Here is a 20,547-nt window from a genome sequence, read left to right as displayed (position 1 = left end):
GCGCGCCCTTCAAGGGCTGCTGCTCGGCGTACTCCTTGCGGATCGCCATCAGACCGGGCATCTCATGCTCGGCGAGGGTGATCTCCTTGCGGCCGAAGGCGGCGAGGGAAAGGTCAGCGACCTTGAAGTCCTGGCCGGTGGCTGCTGTCGTCATTCGGGCTGCTCCTCGGATGTCGAGGTCGGTCGGGCATTCGGGCAGTCTGCGGCGCGGGCTGGGGGTCCCCAGTGGTGACGGGGTGCACTTGAGCCTACGTGGAGGCGGGCGCACCTCTCCCCTTGCCGCAGCGCAGTCCGTCGGAGGCCCTCTCTCCCTCGGCCGGTCCGCGGTGCGGGCCGACCGACCGCCATCAGCAGCGACGTCTGGCACTGCCCTCGAATTTACACCGATCGGCTGCGCTGCCCCAGCCCGCGTCGGTTCGATCGTTGGCTTGTTCCGTGCGGTGCGGGGGTGTGGGGGTGGGGTGTGGGGTGCGGTGGCATGCGGGAGGCCCCGCCTCCCGGGGGTGGCGGGGCCTTGTGGCGCGTGGGGCGTCAGGTGTTGCTGGGGGGCTGGGCCGCGGCGGCCTTCTCGTCGTAGATGTCGGGTTCGAGGTAGATGACGCGGGCGATCGGGACGGCTTGGCGGATGCGGGCCTCGGCGGCGTCGATGGCGCGGGCGACCTCGGCTGCGGTGTCGTCGTGCTCGACGGCGATCTTGGCGGCGACGAGGAGTTCCTCGGGGCCGAGGTGGAGGGTGCGCATGTGGATGACGCGGGTGACGACGTCGCCGTCGACGACGGCGGCGCGGATCTTGGCGACCTGGTCGGGGCCGGCCGCCTCGCCGAGCAGCAGGGACTTGGTCTCGGCGGCGAGGACCAGGGCGATCAGCACGAGCAGCGTGCCGATGCACATGGTGCCGACGCCGTCCCAGACGCTGTTGCCGGTGGCGACGGTGAGGCCGACGCCGCAGAGGGCGAGGACGAGGCCGATCAGTGCGCCGAAGTCCTCCAGCAGGACGACGGGGAGTTCGGGGGCCTTGGCGCGGCGGATGAACTGGGCCCAGCTCTGCTGGCCGCGCAGCTCGTTGGACTCCTTGATCGCGGTGCGGAACGAGAAGCCCTCGGCGACGACGGCGAAGAGCAGGACGCCGACCGGCCAGAACCAGTTGTCCAGGGGGTGCGGGTGCTGGATCTTCTCCCAGCCCTCGTAGAGCGCGAAGACGCCGCCGATGGTGAACAGGACGATGGAGACGAGGAAGCCGTAGATGTAGCGCTCGCGCCCGTAGCCGAAGGGGTGTTCGGCGGTGGCGGCGCGCTTGGCCCGCTTCCCGCCGAGCAGCAGCAGGCCCTGGTTGCCGGAGTCCGCGAGGGAGTGGACGCCCTCGGCCAGCATCGAGGACGAGCCGCTGAAGGCGAAGGCGACGAACTTGGCCGCGGCGATCGCCAGGTTGGCGCCCAGCGCCGCCACGATCGCCTTGGTACCGCCGGATGCGCTCATGGGTTGCGCCATGTCCCTTCCGTAGACCGGGCTTTACCGCCCCTTTAATGCAGTGCGGCGGTCATTGTTGCAGCCCGGTCTGCGGGCGGTGCGGGGAGGCCGGATGCCGGACGGGCGTCAGGCGACGACGGTGGCGCGGAAGACGGTGCCGTCGCCGGCGAGGGTGAGGCGTTCGCCGGCGGGCGCGAAGGCGGCGGTGCCGGGGGTGAGGGTGAGGTCGCGGGTGGTGCCGCGGTCGCTGGTCAGGCGGACGGCGCCGGCGGTGCACAGGAGGATCTGCGGGGTGCGGGCGGCGAGCGGGCGGGGGGTGGCGCCGGGGGCCAGGACGAAGCGGGAGAGGCGGAACTCGTCGATGGGGGTGTCGTAGACCTCTTCGCCGTCGACGTCCTCGGGGCGCAGCACGCCGGCGTCGCGGGGGGTGAAGCGGACCACGCGCAGGAGTTCGGGGACGTCGACGTGCTTGGGGGTGAGGCCGCAGCGGAGCACGTTGTCGGAGTTGGCCATGAGTTCGACACCGAGGCCGCTGAGGTAGGCGTGCGGGATGCCGGCGCCGAGGAAGAGCGCTTCGCCGGGTTGGAGCCGGACGTGGTTGAGGAGTGCGGCGGCGAGGACGCCGCGGTCGCCCGGGTAGTGGTGGGCGATGGCGGCGAGGGCCGCGTACGCCTCGGCGTGCGGGCCGCCCTTGGGGGCGAGTTGGGCGGCGGCGGTGGCGGTGCGTTCGACGGTCTCGGCGAGGGCCTCGGGTTCGGCGCCGAGGACGGCGGTGAGCACCTCGCGCAGGGCGGATTCCTCGGGGCTGGCGCGCAGGACGTCGACGTACGGCTTGAGGTCGTCGACGTCGAGGCCCGCCAGGAGGTCGGCGGCCTGGTCGGGGTGGCGGAAGCCGCAGAGGCCGTCGAAGGGGGTGAGGGCGCAGAGGAGTTCGGGCTTGTGGTTGGCGTCCTTGTAGTTGCGGTGCGGGGCGTCGAGGGGGATGCCGCGGGCCTCCTCGTCGGCGAAGCCGGCCGCGGCCTGGGTGCGGTCGGGGTGGACCTGGAGGGAGAGCGGGGCGCCGGCGGCGAGGATCTTGAAGAGGAAGGGGAGCCGGGGGCCGAAGGCGCGGACGGCGTCGGCGCCCAGTTCGCCTTCGGGGTCGGCGGCTATCACGTCGGCGAGGGAGCGAGGGCCGGCGCCGCGGTCGAGGCGGGAGGGGGCTCCGGGGTGGGCGCCGAGCCACATCTCGGCCTGCGGTTCGCCGGTGGGCGGGACGCCGAGGAGGTCGGGGAGGGCGGTGATGGAGCCCCAGGCATAGGGGCGCACGGTGTTGACGAGGCGGTCCATGGGACGGCTGCTTCCTGACGTGGCGTGGATGGTCCGGTGGGGCGCGGGGCGGTGGGCTCCCCCGGAGCCATGATCACTCGGTGCCGGCGAGCGCCAGGTAAACGGCACCGAAATCGGCGATGGCGAGGAGTTCCGCGGCGCGTTCCAGCTCGCTGCCGGCGGTCGGTTCCAGTTCGCTGAGGGGGGTGTCGCGTTCGTCGGCGAGCTGCTGGGCGGCGCGGGTCGCGGAGAGCGGGCCGGCTTCGTCCTCGCGGAACAGGACGATCCGGGCGCGCAGGGCGGCGGGCTGGTCGACGCGGTCGCGGAAGAAGTCGTCCGGGTCGGCGCCGGCGGCGAGGGCGCCGGCGAGCAGGGCGCGGTGGGTGGTGAGCGCCTCGGGGAGGTCGGCGGTGAGCGCGGGGCGGCCGGCGAGTCCGGCGAGCTCGGTGGCGAAGTGGCGGCCGACGGCGCCGGCGACCAGCCCCTCGGTCCAGATCAGCGGGAGGGCGTCGGCGAGGTCGGCGGCGAGGGTCTTGCCGGGGTTGGTGTAGGTGGGGATGGCCGGACCGCAGCGTTCGGCGACCTCGTCGAGGCGGTCGGCGAGCTTGCTGACGGCGTCCGCGGGGGCGCTGATCAGGCCGATCCGGTCGGCGAGCACGAGCAGCGGGATGAGGACGGACCACAGGGTGCCGGGGGCCGCGGGCGGGGCGCCCTCGACGTCGAACTCGGCGTCGTAGGCGGTGGTGGCCAGGGGGACGGCGAGGCCGCGGGCCTGGATGACGGCGTCGGCGAGTGGACCGCCGGCGGGGGTGACGGCGACGACCGCGCAGCCGCGGCGGTAGGACTGCTCGACGAGTTCGGCGAGGCCGGGGTCGGCGGCGTCGGGGCCGGCGACGAGGAGGAGGTCGAGGGGGCCGGCCCAGCCGGGCAGGATCCAGCGGAGGGCGCCGGGCAGGGGGGCCACGCCGGTGGGCTGGATGAGGCTGACCGGGCAGCTGCCGCCGCTGAGGGCGCGCAGCAGGTCGGCGACGCCGGCGGCGGCCGGGCCGGGTCCGGCGACCAGGACGGCGCGCGGCCGCCCGTCGGGGGTCAGCTCGGGGATGCCGGATTCGGCGGCGCTGCGGGCGGCGGTGCGGACCCGGGCGCCGGATTCGGCGACGCCGCGCAGCAGGCCGAAGCGATCGGCGCCGGCCAGCGCCTCGGGTGCGTCGAGCAGTGACTCGTCGAGCATGGTGGCGCGGCCTCCGATCGCCGGTGGGCGGGGGTGCTGCCGGGTCAGGCCGGGCGGCGGGCTTCGTCGACGAGGAGGACCGGAATGCCGTCCTGGACGGGGTAGGCGAGGCCGCAGTCGGCGGAGGTGCAGATCAGCTCGGCCGGGTCGGCCGCGGTGCGGTCCTCCAGCGGGGCGTGGCAGGCCGGGCAGGCGAGGATCTGGATCAGGCTGGCTTCGACCGGCATCGGGGTGCTCCTTCGGCGTGGTTGCGGCGTGGCCAGCGTACCGCCGGTGTGGGGGGCGGGGCCTGCCCGGAGGGGTTTTCGGCAGGTGGGAGGACCGGTCTGGGCGGCCCTCCCACCTGGGGCGGTGGATCAGCCGCGGATGATCCCCAGGGCCTCGTCGCGGATGCGGTCGACGGTGGCCGCATCGCGGGCCTCGGCGTTGAGGCGGAGCAGCGGCTCGGTGTTGGAGGGGCGGACGTTGAACCACCAGTCGGTGGCGGTGACGGTCAGGCCGTCGAGGTCGTCGAGGGTGATGCCGTCGCGGCCTTCGTAGGCGGCCTTGATGGCGGCGAGCCGGCCGGCCTGGTCGTCGACGGTGCTGTTGATCTCGCCGGAGGCGGCGTAGCGGTCGTACTGGGCGACCAGCTGGGACAGCGGGCCGTCCTGGCTGCCGAGGGTGGCCAGGACGTGCATCGCGGCGAGCATGCCGGTGTCGGCGTTCCAGAAGTCGCGGAAGTAGTAGTGGGCGGAGTGCTCGCCGCCGAAGATGGCGCCGGTGCGGGCCATTTCGGCCTTGATGAAGGAGTGGCCGACGCGGGTGCGGACGGGGGCGCCGCCGTGCTCCTTGACGACCTCCGGGACGGACCAGGAGGTGATGCAGTTGTGGATGACCGTGCCGCCGGGGTGCTTGGCCAGTTCGCGGGCGGCGACCAGGGCGGTGATCGCGGACGGGGAGACCGGGTCGCCGTTCTCGTCGACGACGAAGCAGCGGTCGGCGTCGCCGTCGAAGGCGAGGCCGAGGTCGGCGCCGACGGCGCGGACGCGGGCTTGCAGGTCGGTGATGTTCTTGGGGTCGAGCGGGTTGGCCTCGTGGTTGGGGAAGGAGCCGTCCAGCTCGAAGTAGAGGGCGTCGAGGTCGAGGGGCAGGCCCGCAAAGACGGTGGGGACGGTGTGGCCGCCCATGCCGTTGCCGGCGTCGACGACGACCTTCAGCGGGCGGATGTCCGACAGGTCCACCAGGGAGTGCAGGTGGCCGGCGTAGTCCTTCAGGACGTCGCGTCGGGTGCGGGTGCCGGGTGTGGCGGCCGGCTCGGGGGCGCCGTCGGCGATCCAGCGCTCGACCAGGGCGCGGATGTCGGCGAGGCCGGTGTCCTGGCCCACGGGGGCGGCGCCGGCCCGGCACAGCTTGATGCCGTTGTACTGGGCGGGGTTGTGCGAGGCGGTGAACATCGCGCCGGGCAGGTCCAGGGCCCCGCTGGCGTAGTAGAGCTCGTCGGTCGAGCACAGGCCGATCTCGGTGACGTCGGCGCCACGGGCGATCGCACCGCGGCCGAAGGCCCCGGACAGGCCCGGCGAGGAGGGCCGCATGTCGTGCCCGATGACGATCGCGTCGGCGCCGGTGACCTCGACGAAAGCCGCGCCGAAGAGTTCGGCCAGGGTCTCGTCCCATTGGTCGGGGACCACGCCGCGCACGTCGTACGCCTTCACGATCTGCGACAGATCAGTCACAGCCAGCCCTCCTGGAGTCGCTACGGGCTGACAAACCTACCCGTACGTTCCGCGCGGGGGCCGTGAACCAGCCGTGAACGGCAGCGGAGCAGGTGGTGGCGGGTCAGGAGTCGGGCGAGCGCAGGATCCGCAGATGGCCGCGGCGGGCGACCTCCATGGGGTGGCCGTCGCGGCCGGTGGGGGTGGGGGTGTCCGGGCCGCCGGCGGCGCGCTCCTGGGGGCGGGCCGCCTCGCGGACGGCGTTGGCCAGCGCTTCGAGGTCGTCGCCGCTGGGGCGGACGGGTCCGGGGTCGATGGCGAGGCGGACGACTTCCCAGCCGCGGGGTGCGGTCAGGCGCTCGGAGTGTTCGGCGCACAGGTCGTAGCAGTGCGGCTCGGCGTAGGTGGCGAGCGGTCCGAGCACGGCGGTCGAATCCGCATAGACGTACGTCAGCGTTGCGACGGCGGGGCGGCCGCACGCAGTGCGCGAACAGCGACGTACAGGGCTCACGACGTTGGACGGTACCGCACTCTTGAGCGGGCCGCGACGACTCTCCCTCGGCTCACCCAACCGTGTCGTCCCGCTTCGTCCGATGCGTCTGACCTGCACCCGTCGGCCGGGGCCCGTCGGGGGTGGATGCCGAGGGGGCGCGCGGTGGGCGACGGGCCGTCCCTAGGTGGTGCAATCCGTGTCATTCTGCGTCGCTGCTTGGGAAGGAGAGGGGGCAAGAGGGAGCCACAAACGAACCGAACCGGGGCCGGTCCGGTCACCCGACGACAAGTGGCGAGTTGTCGCACAACGCCGTACGGCCCGTCCCCGGAGGGCTACGCTCGATCTGATGGACAGCCCCGTACCTCCCCGTCCTGCGGAGCCGCGACCCCGCCGCCGTGACCGCCACGGCCGTGGCATGCGCGGCCCGATCGCGCCTCCCCAGGTGCCGCTGTCGGTGACCCGCGCCGACGCGTTCACGGATCTCGTCTACGACTCCCGGGACCGGCTGGAGCGGCACTGGTCGCAGCTGGCGCAGGTCGACTTCCTGGTGCTGGAGGTGCCGGGCTTCGGGCCGGACGGCCCGCCCGACCCGCTCGCGGAGGACGAGGGCGTACCGCTGGGTCGGGTGCTGCCGGCCGGCGACGGACATCGCGACCGGATCGTGATCTACCGCAGGCCGGTGGAGATCCGCACGAAGAGTCGCGACGAGCGGGCGCTGCTGGTGCACGAGGTCGTCGTCGAGCAGGTCGCCGAGCTGCTCGGGCTGGCGCCGGAGTCGGTGGACCCGCGCTACGGCCAGGAGTGAGCCGGCGGCGCGGGTCCGGCACGGCGCCGCCCGCGGCGCCGTCGTCGATCAGCGGGTGAGCAGGGACAGGTCCTGGCCGGCGGTGGGCACCAGCACCGAACCGCGGTCGTCGGGCACCGGCTGGATGGTGAAGGCCGGCACTGCGCCCTGCGGCAGGGCCAGCGTGCGGGCGGCGTAGACCGGACCGCTGCCGGACTGCGGCTCGACGGTCAGCGCGTAGGAGCCCTTCAGGCCGGACGGCTGCGGCGGCTGGACGGCGAGGCTGGTGCCGCCCTTGACCGTGAACGTCTTGGTGACCGGGGAGCCGCCGCCGCTGCCGGCCGACGCGGTGACCTTCACCGTGGCGTCCTTGCCCTTCTCGGAGGCGACCAGGGTCAGGGTGCCGCCCTTGGCCCGGTTGTCGGCGACGGTGCCGCGGGCCTCCACCGGCCGGGTCGCCGGGATGAACGCCATCTCCTGGCTGTCGCCCTTGCCGCGGAGCACTCGCAGCGCCGCGGTGATCGGGGCGGTGGAGCCGTCGTCGCTCGGGGTGAGGACCAGTGAGCCGGCCTCGCCCTTGGTGATGTCCTTGAGGTCGACGGTGGTGGTCATCCCGCTCTTGATGTGCAGGGTGTCGAGGCCGGCGGGGGTGATCAGGCCGGTCGGGGTGGCCAGTTGGACGTTGACGTCGGCGTCGGCGTCGCCCGGTGCGACGGCGACCAGCTGGACGTCGGTGGCGTCGGCCGGGATGCCGGGCAGGACGGCGCTCGGGGCCGGGTCGGCGGCCGGCGGGAGCCAGTCGCCGCCGGTCTTGGCGTCGGCGGCCTGGACGGCCGCGCCGATCCGGCCGGAGCGCGCGGTGACGTGCAGCGCGGCGCCGTCGACGGCGCTGGTGGTGAGGGTGGACAGCAGCACCGGGACGGTGGTGTGCGGCGGCACGGTGATGTCCTCGCCGCCGCCGCTCTCGCTCAACGCGCCGTCCTTGCCGCGCAGTTCGAGGTCGACGACGGCCGGGATCGCGTCGGGGTTGGTCAGGTGGACGTAGTCGGTGCGGCCGGCGGCGGTGCTGACGCCGGGGAACCAGAACTGGGTGTCGGGGGCGGTGCAGGTCAGCCCCTGGAGGCCGCGGCCGGAGCCGGCGGCGACGGCGGTGGTCTGCTGGACGGTCCAGCCGGGGGCCAGCAGGCCGTCGGCGGAGCCGGTCAGGGCCGGTGCGTCGGGGCTGTCGGTGGCCGCGGTGACCGGCTTCCCGGCCTGCTGGAGGGGCACCACGGGCTTGGTGTCGGCCGGCGGCACGGTCTGCGGCGCGCCGGCGTCCGCGGCGGCGCCCTTGCCCTTGCCGTCCTTGGCGTCCTTGCCGCCCTTGCCGGCGGGGTTGCCGTGGCTGTCGGCGACCGTGCCGGCGGGCTGGAGCTGGGCGGTGCCCTTCTTGGCGTCCGCGCCGGCCGCGGCCCCCGGGGGCGCGAAGGCGGTGTAGGTGGTGTCGGCGACCTCCGACGAACTGGGCGCCGGGCACACCAGCGTGGACCGCTGGACGGGCAGCCGGGTGCCGCTCGCGGGGGCCGCGGCCGCACCGCCGCCGGGGGCCGCGAGCGCGGCGACACCGGAGACGGCGGCCAGCGCGGCGGCCGCGGCGGTCAGGGAGATGATGGTGCGCTTCACTGCTGCTCGCTCCCGTCACGGCGCGGCTCGGGGAAGGCGCCGGGGTACGTCGTGCCGTCGTAGGGCTGCGGGTGCTGCGGGTGCTGCTCCGTCCCGGCGTCCGGGTACGGCTGCTGCTGAGCGCCGTAGCCGTACGGGTCGTAGGCGCCCGCCTGGTAGGGGTCCACCGCGTAGTCACCGGGCTGGTAGGTGCCGGCCTGGTACGGGTCGGCCGGCGGGTAGGGCTGCTGCTGGCCGTCGTACTGGCCCGCGTACTGACCGTCGTACGGGCCGGCCTGGTACGGGTCGGCGGTCGGGACGTAGGGCTGCTGGTCGACGGCGGCCGGGTCCTGGGCGGCCGTCCAGTCCTCGTAGGAGGGCTGCGCGGGGACCGCGGCGTACGGGTCGGCGGACGGGAGCGGTTCCGGGGCCGGCGCGGCGGCCAGGGGCTCCGCACCGGTGCCGGCGGCCGGCGCGCCGTCGACGGTGTCAACGGTGTCGGGGGCTGCGGCGGCCGGTGCGGCGCCGGCCGCCTCGGCCTGCGCGCGCAGCCGGCGGGCCCGGCGGCCCTCCCCCGAGGCCGGGGCGGCGGCGACCGCGGCGGTCTCCTCGGGCAGGTCGTCGTCGACCTCCCGTCGCCGGCCGGGCAGCGCCATCACGACCAGGACGAGGGCGAGCAGGCCCTGGGCCCAGAGCCACAGGGTGTGGCCCAGGGGGTTGTCGTGGGTGAGGTCGAGCCGGCCGCCGTTGGACGGCAGTTGGAAGCCCTGGGCCCAGCCGTCGACGGTGACGGGCTTGAGGGCGGTGCCGTCGAGGGTGGCGTGCCAGCCGTCGTCGGCGGCGTCGGCGATCCGCAGGAGCCGGCCGGCGGGTCCTGCGGGCACCTTGGTGGTGTGCGCGTCGACCGGTCCGGCCGGCACCGGGACGGGGACGGCGGCGTCGCCGTTGCCGGTGCCTTCCTTGGTCTGGCCGGGCACGATCGCGATCCGGGAGACGCGCTGGTCGACGCGCCACAGGGCGCTGCCGTCCTCCTGGCTGAGCCGGGTCAGGCCCGGGGTGGCGTCCAGGACGCGGCCCATCTCGCGCGGGGCGCCCTTGCGGACCAGGACGTAGCGGACCGCGTAGCCGCCGAGCCGGTCGGTCTGGTCGGCGCCGGAGCCGGCGACGAGGTGGGCGACGACCCCGTCCAGGCGCGCGTCCGGGCCGGCCTCCGCGGCCAGGTCGGCGTCGCCGAGCTGGGCCCCGAAGCCGCGGACGAGGGAGTAGGAGACGTGCCCGGGGGTGCCGTCGAGGACGAGCGTGCGGGCGCGGTCGGTGGTGGTGGCCTCCTCGGCGACGAATGCCGGGACTTGCGTGGCGTCGCGCCGCTGGAGGGGGCCGGCCGCACCGGTGACCATCCAGCTGACCGCGGCGTACAGCGGGGCGATCAGACAGGCCAGCGCGATCAGCACGGCGGCCGGCTGCTTCCAGCCGAAGCCGAGCGCGGTCATCCGGGTGCGGATGCCCTCGGCGCCGATCGCGGCCGCGCACAGCAGCGCCAGGCCGTAGACGAGCATGGCCGGGCCGGTCCAGCCGGAGCCGTTGCCGAGCGCCGCGCACAGCAGGCCGGTCAGGGCCACCGCCCAGGCGGTGCGGATCGCGGTCTGCCGCTCGTCGCGCAGGGTCGCGCCGAGCGCGGCCAGCACGATGCCGAGGAGCAGCAGCCCGCCGACGGCCTTGGGGCCGCCCGGGCTGAGCCCGATGAGGTCGAGGACGGAGGCGGAGCCGGCGCCGTAGTCGAGGCCGGCCTCGCGGAAGAACCGCGACGGGTGGGCGAGCAGCGACAGCGACCAGGGCGCCAGCACCACCAGCGGGGCGAGCGTCACGGCCAGGAACCGCAGCAGGTACGGCAGGAGCGGCCCGCGGCCGCCCTGCTTCGCCGCGCCGCCGCTCGCCCCGTTCGCCTTCGCCGCGCCCAGGAAGCGCAGCACCAGCAGGGCCACGCCGAGCAGCACCGAGATCGGCCAGACGATCGGGGTGAAGGCGGTGGTGACGGTGACCAGCAGGGCGTACGCCCAGGCGGCGCGCCAGCTGGGCCGGGTGCCGGGCGCCAGCCGCAGTCCGCCGGCGGCGACCGCGGCGCGGGCCATCAGCGGCAGCAGGACGGCCAGTACGGCGGTGCCCAGCCGGCCGCCGGCGAGCGCGCCGGTGGCGGCGGGCAGGAAGGCGTAGGCGATGCTGCCCCAGGCCCGCAGCAGCCGGGAGGCGACCAGCGGGCGGGAGGCGAAGTAGGCGGTGAGGCCGGCCAGCGGGACCGAACAGACCAGCAGCAGGGTCAGGGTGAAGCCGGTGCTGCCGAGGAAGAGCGTGGAGAACGAGGCCAGCACGGCGAGGTAGGGCGGTGCCGAGGCGGTGTCCCCGACGCCGACCGGGTGCCAGCTGTCGACGTACGACGACCACAGGGCGCCCAGGCCGTCGGGGGCGGGCAGCAGGGCGCCGCCGACCAGTGAGCCGCCGCCGAGCAGTCCCCGGCAGGCGACCAGCGAGACGAGCAGCAGCAGGAGGAAGAGCACCGGCGCGGGCCGGCGGGCGATCCGCTTGAGGCGTGCGAACTGCTCGATCTCCAGGTAGTCGGCGTCGTCGCCGCCGGGCCCGGACTCCACGGCGCCGTGCCGGCCGGCGGAGGCCACGTCGGGGGCGGCCCGGCCGGCGAGGTTGCCGGCGACCTGTTCGACGGTGGCCCGGACGGTGGCACCGGGCGGCGGGAACAACGGTCGCAGCTCGCTCGCCTCGACCGTCGGCTTCCCCCGGCGGGTGCGGGCGGCGAGGATCTTGCCGGGGCGCAGCAGGGTCCCGAAGAGCCCGGCGAGTTCGTCCAGCGCCTGGCCGGGGACCTTGCCGACGAGGTAGGCGACGACCCGCAGCAGGGTGCCGATCAGCAGCCGCAGCAGGGTGTACGGGAGCAGCGCGCCACGGGTGTTGGCGAGCAGGGCGTAGACGGCACCGGCCTTGTCGACGCGGTGCGGGTTGGCCACCGAGCGGCCGACGCAGTCGATGGGGCGGCGTTCGCGGGCGGCGGCCTCGGCGTGCCGCAGGACGGCGTCCGGGGCGATGAGGACCTGGTGGCCGGCGGCCTGGGCGCGCCAGCACAGGTCGACGTCGTCGCGCATCAGCGGCAGCCGGCGGTCGAAGCCGCCCAGTTGCTCGTAGACGTCGCGGCGGATGAGCATGCCGGCGGTGGAGACGGAGAGCACCGGGCGGACCTGGTCGTGCTGGCCCTGGTCCTGTTCGCGGCGGTCCAGGCCGGTCCAACGGCGGCCGCTGCGGGCGATGCTGACGCCGACCTCGAGGAGTTGCCGGCGGTCGTACCAGCTGCGCAGCTTCGGGCCGACGATGGCGGTGGAGGGGCTGGCGTCCGCGACCCGCAGGAGTTCGGCGAGCGCGTCGGGGGCCGGCGCGCAGTCGTCGTGCAGCAGCCACAGCCACTGGACCGGTTCCCCGTGCGGGAGTTCCGGCATGTCGTACGCCTCGTCGTGCCAGGTGCGGCTGACCGGGTCCCAGCCGCTGGGGCGACGGAGGTGGGGCAGGTCGTCGGGGCCGAGGACGGGGGCGGTGCGGACGGCCTCGTCGACGGCGGTGCCGAATCCGGAGCGGCGGGCGAGGTGGAGCACGTGATCGTCGCCGATCGCCTCGGCGAGCAGTCGGGCGGAGTCGTCCGCGCTGCCGGTGTCGGCACCGATGACGTTCTGGACCGGGCGCTCCTGGCCGAGCAGCCCGGCCAACGCGTCGGGCAGCCAGCGGCCGCCGTCGTGCGAGACGATCACGGCGGTGACGACGTGTCGCGGGAACTCAGGGGTGGCAGCTGCGTACGGGGCGGCCTGGGCCGCCGACTGGCTGTGCACGGACATCGAGGTACGGGCCCTCCGGACCCGGGAGTCCGGGGCCCACGGCGAAGTCGCTGAAAGGCCCCCGCCCCCGGAAGACACTGCGACGGACTACGAGGGACACGCGCACCCCGCGCCGGCGGTGCGGGCGTGTCTCGGACGGGGCCCCACACTAATGGTTCGCGCCGGGGCGCCGATCGACTCCGTACACAGCAGACCGCCTCCGGCGGACAGAGCGCTGGAGGCGGTGCGTTCGCTATAGGGGGATATGGGGAGTTGGGGTGGTGCGGTGGCGTGGTCGGCGCAACCGCGGGGTGCTGGTGCGGGGGGCTGGCCTGTCACGGTCAGACGGCGGCCTTCTTGAGCCGGCGGCGCTCGCGCTCGGACAGACCGCCCCAGATGCCGAAGCGTTCGTCGTTGGCGAGGGCGTATTCGAGGCACTCGGACCGGACTTCGCAGGCGAGGCAGACCTTCTTGGCCTCGCGGGTGGAGCCACCCTTCTCCGGGAAGAAGGACTCGGGGTCGGTCTGGGCGCACAGTGCGCGCTCCTGCCAGCCGAGCTCCTCGTCCGCCTCCTCGACCAGCAATTCCTGGAACAGCTCGGTCATGTGCGCCCCTCGTCTGTCTTTACGTCCCCGTGATCAAGCCGTGATCGAATTCGGCTGAACGACACGAGTGAAATTACAAGTGTGCTGATCCGGGCCAGTCAAGCCGAGATCTGCTATTGGGCCTCTTATTCACTCTGCGGAACCAAGCGTATGCGGAAAGTGTTCAAATCATCCAAAAACAGGACACTTCCCCGGGCGAGTGACCCGTGGCTCCCTTCTCAACGAGTGAGACGTCAACGAACGTCTTGTCCGTTGCACCGCGCGCCCCGGAGCGGGCAAGATCACAGCGGGATCACAGGACCGCAACGGCAACCGGAGCGCGATCGCTGACCGCTTCTCCCCGTCGCCGACTGCACAAACCTTTCTCCGGACGGAGTAACCGGATGAGGTGAACGCCGTCCCATGCGCCGCTGCGCGTTTGACAGCGCACGGCCGCCCCGTGTCTCCTTGACCGCATGCCAGCGACCCCCGCGCACCGACTGACCCGTTCCTACGGGTCGCTCTGCGCCGTGCAGGCTCGCTGTCGCTGTTCCAGCTGTCGCAGCCACTGAGCTCCAGCCCCCGCGCCCGCACCATCCCGCCGGCGCACCGCTCCGCCGCGATCACCGCGCCGCGTCCCCACAAGGAACGGCCCGGCGCCGTGCCGCACCCCCTGTCGCGCGCCACCCAGCACTTCCGCCGAGGAACCCCGCCATGAACAGCGACGTCCAGATCGCCGGCGACCCGCTCGCCATCCCCCACCTGCTGCCGCCCGTCCCCGCCCACCCCAGCACCGTCGCCGGCTTCGCCGGCCTGGCCCGCGCGATCGCCGCCGACCGCGCCGCCTGGGCCCCGCTGGTCCGCTACGACGCCACCACCCGCTGGTACCACCGGCTGCGCACCGCCCCCGGCTACGAGGTGTGGCTGCTGAGCTGGGTGCCGGGACAGGGCAGCGGACGGCACGACCACGGGCCGTCCTCCGGCGTACTGACCGTCCTGGAAGGCGAGTTGACCGAACACGCGGCGGGCGGACCGCGCACCCTGGCGGCCGGCGCGCAGCGGGTCTTCGCCCCCGGCTACGCCCACGAGGTCGTCAACGACGCGCTGGTGCCGGCCGTCAGCCTGCACGTGTACTTCCCCGGTCTGACCGAGATGCCGATGCTCCCGCGGGCGGGCGGGCGGGACGCCGTCGCGCAGCACAGCGCGCGGTGCGCGGCACCGGTCCAGGAGGTTCCGGCCGGTTGAGGACCGTCCCTCGTCGGCCACCGCCCCTCATGGATTCGGCCTCCGGCTGACAGCCCGCCCGTCGCCCGGCCACCGCCCCTCATGGAATCAGCCTGCGGCTGACAGACTTGGGGGCATGCGCATTGTGGTTCTGGCCGGCGGTATCGGCGGCGCCCGCTTCTTGCGGGGACTGAAGGCAGCGGCTCCGGACGCGGACATCACCGTCATCGGCAACACCGGTGACGACATCCACCTGTTCGGGCTGAAGGTGTGTCCCGACCTCGACACCGTGATGTACACGCTCGGCGGCGGGATCAACGAGGACCAGGGTTGGGGCCGGACGGGCGAGACGTTCCGGGTGAAGGAGGAACTTGCCGCGTACGGCGTCGGGCCGGAGTGGTTCGGGCTGGGCGACCGGGACTTCGCCACCCACATCGTCCGGACCCAGATGCTGGGCGCCGGCTACCCGTTGAGCGCCGTCACCGAGGCGCTGTGCGACCGCTGGCAGCCCGGTGTGCGGCTGCTGCCGATGTCCGACGACCGCGTCGAGACCCACGTGGCCATCGAGGACGAGACCGGCGAGCGCAAGGCCGTGCACTTCCAGGAGTACTGGGTGCGGCTGCGGGCCTCGGTGCCGGCGCTGGCCGTGGTGCCGGTCGGCGCCGAACAGGCCAAGCCGGCCCCCGGCGTGCTGGAGGCCCTCGCCGCGGCCGACGTGATCCTCTTCCCGCCGTCCAACCCGGTCGTCAGCGTCGGCACGATCCTGGCCGTGCCCGGCATCCGGGAGGCCGTCGCCGAGGCCGCGGCGCCGGTGGTCGGGCTGTCGCCGATCGTCGGGAACGCCCCGGTGCGCGGCATGGCCGACAAGGTGCTGGAGGCGGTCGGCGTGGAGTCCACCGCGGCGGCGGTGGCCCAGCACTACAGTGCGGGGCTGCTGGACGGCTGGCTGGTGGACGACGTGGACGCGGACGCGGTGGCCGACGTCGAGGCGGCGGGCATCCGCTGCCGGGCGGTGCCGCTGATGATGACGGACGTCGACGCCACCGCCGCGATGGCCCGCACGGCGCTGGAACTCGCCGCGGAGGTGCGGGGATGACCGGGGCGGAGCAGGTGCCCGGCTACCGGGTGTGGGCGCTGCCGGGCATCCCCGAGGTGCGGCCCGGCGACGACCTCGTCAAGCTGGTCGCGTCCGCGGCGAACGCCCCCGGAGCGCCCCAACTGGCCGACGGCGACGTGGTGTTGGTCACCTCGAAGATCGTCAGCAAGGCCGAGGGGCGGATCGTCGAGGCCACCGACCGCGAGGCCGCGATCGACGCCGAGACGGCGCGGGTGGTGGCCCGGCGCGGCACCCTGCGCATCGTCCAGGACCACCGGGGCCTGGTGATGGCCGCGGCCGGCGTGGACGCCTCCAACACGCCCTCCGGCACCATCCTGCTGCTGCCCGAGGACCCGGACGCCTCGGCCCGCGCGCTGCGGGCCGGGCTGCGCGAGACGCTCGGCGTGGACGTCGGCGTGGTCGTCACCGACACCTTCGGGCGGCCCTGGCGCAGCGGACTGACCGACGTCGCCATCGGGGCGGCCGGGGTGCGGGTGCTGGACGACCTGCGCGGCGGCACCGACGCGTACGGCAATCCGCTGGTCGCCACCATCGTGGCCACCGCGGACGAACTCGCCGCCGCGGGCGACCTGGTGAAGGGCAAGGCGACCGGGCGGCCGGTGGCGGTGGTGCGGGGTCTGCCGCACGTCGTCCTACCGGCGGACGCGGAGCCGGCGGCGGATCACCGGGCGGACTCCGACGAGGACGCGGGCACCGCGGACCGCGGGGCGCGGGCGCTGGTGCGCAACGCCGCGGACGACATGTTCCGGCTGGGCACCTCCGAGGCCGTGCGGGAGGCGGTGACGCTGCGGCGCACGGTCCGCGAGTTCACCGACGCCCCGGTGGACCCGGGTGCGGTGCGGCGCGCGGTCGCCGCCGCGCTGACCGCGCCGGCGCCGCACCACACCGCGCCGTGGCGGTTCGTCCTGCTGGAGTCGGCGGAGTCCCGGACCCGCCTGCTGGACGCGATGCGGGACGCCTGGGTGGCCGATCTGCGCGCGGACGGGAAGTCGGCGGAGGCCATCGCCAAGCGGGTGCGCCGCGGCGACGTGCTGCGCAACGCGCCCTATCTGGCGGTGCCGTGCATGGTGCTCGACGGTGCGCAGAACTACCCCGACGCGCGGCGCGGCGCCGCCGAGCGCGAGATGTTCGTCGTCGCGCACGGCGCCGGCATCCAGAACTTCCTGGTGACGCTGGCCGCCGAGCGGCTGGGGTCGGCGTGGATCTCCTCGACGATGTTCTGCCGGGACGTGGTCCGGGAGGTGCTGGAACTGCCGGCGGAGTGGGAGCCGATGGGCGCGGTGGCCATCGGGCGGCCGGCCGCACCGCCGCGGGAACGGCCGGCGCGAGCGGTGGACGACTTCGTCAGCGTCCGCTGAGGACCGGGTCCGTTCCTCCGGAGGGCGGCACCGCCCCGGTCACAGCCGGGCGATGTCGCCCACCGGGAAGCGCGGCGCGCGGCGCGGCGGGACCAGGCCGGAGAGCAGGATGAGCTGGGCCGCGCGGTGCCGCTGGCCCTCGTAGGGCGCCAGCAGCTCCAGCATCTCCTCGTCGGTCGTGCCGCGGCGGCCGGTGAGCGCGTAGCCGATGATGTTCGGCAGGTGCAGGTCGCCGACGGTGAGCGCGTCGGGGGCGCCCAGGGCGCGCTGGAGGGTTTCGGCGGCCGTCCAGGGGCCGATGCCCGGGACGGCCGTCAGCCGGCGGGTGGCGGCCGCGAGGTCCATCCGCGCGGCCTCCTCCATGCGGGCCGCGACCCGGACGGCGCGCACGATCGCCGACGACCGCTTGGCGTCGACGCCGGCCCGGTGCCATTCCCAGGACGGGATCAGCGCCCAGCCGCGCGGTTCGGGCATCACCCGCAGTCGGTCCCACGGTCCTGGCGCGGGCATGCCGTGCCGCTGGAGCAGCAGCCGCCAGGCGCGGTACGCCTCGTCGCTGGTGACCTTCTGCTCCAGGACCGAGGGGATCAGCGACTCCAGGACCAGGCCGGTGCGGGCGAGCCGGACGCCGGGGTGGCGGCGGCGCGCCTCGTGGACGACGCGGTGCCGGGCGGTGAGCGCCGTCGGGTCGTCGCACTCCCCCAGCAGCGCCGGCAGGTGCTCCAGCAGCCACTCCGCGCCCGGGCCCCAGGCCGTCGCCGCGACGTGGCCGTCGGCCGGGCGGGTCACCAGGCGCAGGGTGCCGGGGCCGGCGGGCGTGCGGCAGGCCCGCCAGACCTCGTCGCCGCGGACCGCGAACGCCGGGTCGCCGGGACCGCGCCGCAGCACCCCGAGGGTGCGGTGCAGGTCGTACGGGCCGGGCGGGACCCAGGTGCGGGCGGGCATGCCGCCAGGTTAGGCGATCGGGGTGACGTCCCTGGTGGGTGGCGGTGGCGCTACTGGTCGGAGGAGAAGCGCACCGCGCCGGCGGGGATGTCGGCGCCGCACCAGATGCGGATGCCGCCGCGCAGCTCGTTGTCGGGCCCGACCACCGCGCCGTCGCCGATCACCGCGCCGTCCAGGACGGTGCGGGCCCCGATCCGGGCGCCGGCGCCGATGAGCGAGTCGCGGACCTGCGCGCCCGGCTCGATCACGGCGCCGTCGAGGACGGCGCTGCCGTCCACCCGGGCGCCGGCGCCGATGGTGGCCGTCGAGCCGACGACCGTGCCGCCGGTCAGCTTGGCGTCCGGGGCGACGTCGGCGCCCGCCAGGACGAGGCGGTCGCCGCAGCGGCCGGGGACGGCCGGGGACGGGGCGCGGCCCAGGACCAGGTCGGCGGAGCCGCGGACGAACGCCTGCGGGGTGCCGAGGTCGAGCCAGTAGGTGGAGTCGACCATGCCCTGGAGGTGGGCGCCGTCGGCGAGCAGGCCGGGGAAGGTCTCGCGTTCGACGGAGACCGGGCGGCCGGTGGGGATGGTGTCGATGACCGAGCGGTTGAAGACGTACGCGCCGGCGTTGATCTGGTCGGTGACGATCTCCTCGGGGGTCTGCGGCTTCTCCAGGAAGGCGGTGACCCGGCCGGTGTCGTCGGTGGGGACCAGTCCGAAGGCGCGCGGGTCCTCGACCCGGGAGAGGTGCAGGGAGACGTCGGCGCCGCTGGTGCGGTGGGTGTCGACCAGGGCGCGGATGTCCAGGCCGGTGAGGATGTCGCCGTTGAAGATCAGCACCGGGTCGCCGGGGGCGGAGTGCAGACGGGAGGCGACGTTGCGGATGGCGCCGCCGGTGCCCAGCGGCTCCACTTCGGTCACGTATTCCAGGTGCAGGCCGAGTGCGGACCCGTCGCCGAAGTACGGCTCGAAGACCTCGGCGAGGTAGGACGTGGCCAGGACGACGTGCTCGACGCCGGCGGCGCGGGCGCGGGCCAGTTGGTGGGTGAGGAAGGGCACGCCGGCGGCCGGGACCATCGGCTTGGGCGTGTGCACCGTCAGCGGGCGCAACCGGGTGCCCTTGCCGCCGACCAGGAGGATCGCTTCGGTCACTTGTGTCCTCTTGTTCGCTTCTCCGCCCCCGCAGCGCAGCGGTGCGGGGATCGTCTCGTCGACCGCGGCCCGGCGGCCGCGGGGGCGACGCTCACGTGGTCTTCTCTGCTTCCTGGGGGTCGGCTGGTCGGGCGGACCAGTGTAGGCAGATGGGACATCGGGCCCGGCCTGCGGGACGCCGGGACGCGGCCGGGGAGGTGACGGGGTGACGGGTTCTCTCGCGGCCCCTAGGACGTGTGGGGGCGGTGATCGGTTCAGTGTGTGGGCCACGGAGTCCGCGGGAACGGGGTGACGAGTTTCACGGTTGTTCCGCCGCAGGGGCTCCGGCCGAGGTCAGCGGCCCTGGAGGCGGGCGGCGGCCTGGCGGACGGAGGGGAGGTCGGCGTAGAGGAGGGTGCCGGGGCATTCCGTCTTGAAGCCGTCGCGGTGGCCGGAAATGACGTGCTGTTCGACGACCCTGCCCTTGCGGTAGAGGTTGCCGCCGGTGGACGTCATCGCGGTGCGGCCGCGCGGGTCGGCGCCGTGCAGGCCGAGCTTCCAGGCCGTCAGCCTGCCCAGGGCTTCGAGGGCCGCGCGGGGCGGGGCGGTCTTGCCGAACGAGCCGAGCAGGGCGATGCCGGTGCTGTCGTTGTTGAAGCCGAGGGTGTGGGCGCCGAGCACCGGTTTGGCGACGCCGCCGGCGCGGCCCTCGTAGATGGAGCCGCACTTGTCGATCAGGAAGTTGTAGCCGATGTCCCGCCAGTGGCTGCTCTTGACGTGGTAGCGGTACAGGCCGCGGATGACCGAAGGGGTCTCGGCGCAGGTGTAGTTGTTGCCGGTGGCGCTGTGGTGGACGAAGACGGCGCGGACGTTGCGGGTGTAGACGAAGCGCGCTTCGCGCAGCTTCTCGTCGGCGCCCCAACCGGCCCGGGTGACGATGCGGGGGCGGGCGCCGATGTGCACCGGTGCGGCCGGTGCGGCGCCGCCGGCGGCGGTGACGTCGGCCTGCGCGGCGGCCTGGTCGGCGGCCGGGATCTCGGTGGCGCCGAGCGGCGCGAGGGGTGCGTTGGCGGCGGAACTGGCGGTGGCCTCGGGGGTGGTGGCCGGGGCGGTGCGGGCGGCGGGGGTGTCGGGGCCGGGGTCGACGAGTTCGAGGCGGAGGCCGTGCGGCACGGCGAGGGCGGCGCGGTGCGGGTCGGCGAGCGTGAGGCGGACCTGGACGGCGTCGCTGGCGCCGACCCACAGGGGGGCCGTGCTGCCGTGGGCGGCACTGCCGAGGCCCTCCGCGGCGCCGGGGTCGGGGGCGTCGTCGCTCTTCTCGTTCTGGAGGTCCTGCCAGCCGGACCACCGGCCGTCCGCGCGGCCCCGGGTGCGGATCTGGACCCGGCCGCGGAGGGCCACCGCGACGTCGTCCCAGACGATGCCGACGAGGGAGAAGGGGCGGACGGTGCGGGGGGCCAGTTCGTGGACGGCGCCTCCTTGCGGCGCGGCCATGTCCTGGGCGGGGGCGCCCGGGGCGGCCGGGACGAGGTGCTCCAGCGGCAGGGACTGGGTGCCGCCCGGCAGGTCGCTGGCGCGCGATGCCTCGGGCCCGGCTACCGGGCCCGAGGGGTCCGCGGGGCGCGCGGCGGCCGGGGCCGGGGGCAGGGCGAGGGCGGCCGTGCACGCGGCGCCGAGGCAGGACGCGAGGAAGGGGCGCATGGGAAATCCTGGACACGGCCGG

17 protein-coding genes are annotated in these 20,547 nt (G+C 74.8%); 4 read left to right on the top strand and 13 right to left on the bottom strand.

Going from position 1 to position 20,547, the window contains the following annotated elements; genetic code table 11:
- The 7 genes from ABD385_RS28470 to ABD385_RS28440 all read right to left on the bottom strand — a co-directional run.
- Positions 1 to 154 (bottom strand): adenosylhomocysteinase (locus ABD385_RS28470; protein ID WP_344581471.1); only part of this gene is annotated, 154 nt, incomplete at its 3' end.
- A gap of 377 nt (positions 155 to 531) precedes the next feature.
- Positions 532 to 1,476 (bottom strand): cation diffusion facilitator family transporter, encoded by a 945-nt coding sequence (locus tag ABD385_RS28465; protein ID WP_344581469.1) that lies wholly within the window; start codon positions 1,474 to 1,476, stop codon positions 532 to 534.
- Positions 1,477 to 1,593: 117 nt separating this feature from the next.
- Positions 1,594 to 2,796 carry a mannose-6-phosphate isomerase, class I gene (gene manA, locus ABD385_RS28460; RefSeq protein WP_344581449.1) on the bottom strand — a complete coding sequence of 401 codons (1,203 nt, stop codon included), beginning with the start codon at positions 2,794 to 2,796 and terminating at the stop codon, positions 1,594 to 1,596.
- Between the two features lie 73 nt (positions 2,797 to 2,869).
- A complete protein-coding gene (locus ABD385_RS28455) occupies positions 2,870 to 4,006 on the bottom strand; it encodes an SIS domain-containing protein (protein ID WP_344581445.1) in 1,137 nt (378 codons plus the stop codon).
- 44 nt (positions 4,007 to 4,050) lie between these two features.
- Entirely contained in the window at positions 4,051 to 4,233 is a 183-nt protein-coding gene (locus ABD385_RS28450; protein WP_016573075.1) for a Trm112 family protein, read from the bottom strand.
- Positions 4,234 to 4,362: 129 nt separating this feature from the next.
- Positions 4,363 to 5,721, bottom strand: coding sequence for a phosphomannomutase/phosphoglucomutase (locus ABD385_RS28445; protein WP_344581441.1), 1,359 nt, complete (start codon positions 5,719 to 5,721; stop codon positions 4,363 to 4,365).
- Positions 5,722 to 5,824: 103 nt separating this feature from the next.
- Positions 5,825 to 6,271 carry a DUF3499 domain-containing protein gene (locus tag ABD385_RS28440; RefSeq protein ID WP_344581438.1) on the bottom strand — a complete coding sequence of 149 codons (447 nt, stop codon included), beginning with the start codon at positions 6,269 to 6,271 and terminating at the stop codon, positions 5,825 to 5,827.
- Between the two features lie 268 nt (positions 6,272 to 6,539).
- Here ABD385_RS28440 and ABD385_RS28435 point away from each other — a divergent pair, with 268 nt between their 5' ends.
- Complete coding sequence (locus tag ABD385_RS28435; RefSeq protein WP_344581436.1) at positions 6,540 to 6,998, top strand: metallopeptidase family protein; 459 nt, start codon at positions 6,540 to 6,542, stop codon at positions 6,996 to 6,998.
- Positions 6,999 to 7,046: 48 nt separating this feature from the next.
- Here the strand turns inward: ABD385_RS28435 and ABD385_RS28430 are convergent, their stop codons facing one another.
- From ABD385_RS28430 to ABD385_RS28420, 3 genes are all read right to left on the bottom strand, one after another.
- Positions 7,047 to 8,639, bottom strand: coding sequence for a DUF5719 family protein (locus ABD385_RS28430; protein WP_344581435.1), 1,593 nt, complete (start codon positions 8,637 to 8,639; stop codon positions 7,047 to 7,049).
- Positions 8,636 to 12,505: a glycosyltransferase family 2 protein gene (locus ABD385_RS28425; protein ID WP_344581433.1), complete on the bottom strand. Its 3,870-nt coding sequence runs from the start codon at positions 12,503 to 12,505 to the stop codon at positions 8,636 to 8,638. Before ABD385_RS28425 ends, ABD385_RS28430 begins: the two co-directional genes overlap by 4 nt.
- A 320-nt stretch (positions 12,506 to 12,825) precedes the next feature.
- Positions 12,826 to 13,089 carry a WhiB family transcriptional regulator gene (locus ABD385_RS28420; protein WP_003983763.1) on the bottom strand — a complete coding sequence of 88 codons (264 nt, stop codon included), beginning with the start codon at positions 13,087 to 13,089 and terminating at the stop codon, positions 12,826 to 12,828.
- 693 nt (positions 13,090 to 13,782) lie between these two features.
- On the opposite strand from ABD385_RS28420, the gene ABD385_RS28415 reads away from it, so the two are divergent.
- The 3 genes from ABD385_RS28415 (at position 13,783) to ABD385_RS28405 (ending at position 16,767) form a co-directional block, all read left to right on the top strand.
- Positions 13,783 to 14,313, top strand: coding sequence for a cysteine dioxygenase (locus tag ABD385_RS28415; protein WP_344581431.1), 531 nt, complete (start codon positions 13,783 to 13,785; stop codon positions 14,311 to 14,313).
- A gap of 115 nt (positions 14,314 to 14,428) precedes the next feature.
- Positions 14,429 to 15,388, top strand: a complete 960-nt coding sequence (gene cofD / locus ABD385_RS28410; RefSeq protein WP_344581430.1) for a 2-phospho-L-lactate transferase — start codon at positions 14,429 to 14,431, stop codon at positions 15,386 to 15,388.
- The gene (locus ABD385_RS28405) at positions 15,385 to 16,767 is read left to right on the top strand and encodes a coenzyme F420-0:L-glutamate ligase (protein WP_344581427.1); all 1,383 of its coding nucleotides are present in this window, start codon (positions 15,385 to 15,387) and stop codon (positions 16,765 to 16,767) included. The genes cofD and ABD385_RS28405 overlap by 4 nt, the downstream gene beginning before the upstream one ends.
- A 39-nt stretch (positions 16,768 to 16,806) precedes the next feature.
- Here the strand turns inward: ABD385_RS28405 and ABD385_RS28400 are convergent, their stop codons facing one another.
- The 3 genes from ABD385_RS28400 to ABD385_RS28390 all read right to left on the bottom strand — a co-directional run bounded on the left by ABD385_RS28400 (position 16,807) and on the right by ABD385_RS28390 (position 20,525).
- On the bottom strand, positions 16,807 to 17,712 hold the full coding sequence (locus ABD385_RS28400; RefSeq protein WP_344581423.1) for a DNA-3-methyladenine glycosylase family protein: 906 nt from the start codon (positions 17,710 to 17,712) through the stop codon (positions 16,807 to 16,809).
- Between the two features lie 50 nt (positions 17,713 to 17,762).
- The gene (manB, locus tag ABD385_RS28395) at positions 17,763 to 18,845 is read right to left on the bottom strand and encodes a mannose-1-phosphate guanylyltransferase (protein WP_344581420.1); all 1,083 of its coding nucleotides are present in this window, start codon (positions 18,843 to 18,845) and stop codon (positions 17,763 to 17,765) included.
- 333 nt (positions 18,846 to 19,178) lie between these two features.
- Positions 19,179 to 20,525, bottom strand: a complete 1,347-nt coding sequence (locus ABD385_RS28390; protein WP_344581418.1) for a peptidoglycan recognition protein family protein — start codon at positions 20,523 to 20,525, stop codon at positions 19,179 to 19,181.
- Between the last annotated feature and the right edge of the window lie 22 nt (positions 20,526 to 20,547).

This window comes from Streptomyces lunalinharesii (genome assembly GCF_039532155.1).
Classification (GTDB): Bacteria; Actinomycetota; Actinomycetes; order Streptomycetales; family Streptomycetaceae; genus Streptomyces; species Streptomyces lunalinharesii.
The sequence above is the reverse complement of the archived record's forward strand: the minus strand, read 5'-3'. Positions and strand labels throughout refer to the sequence as shown.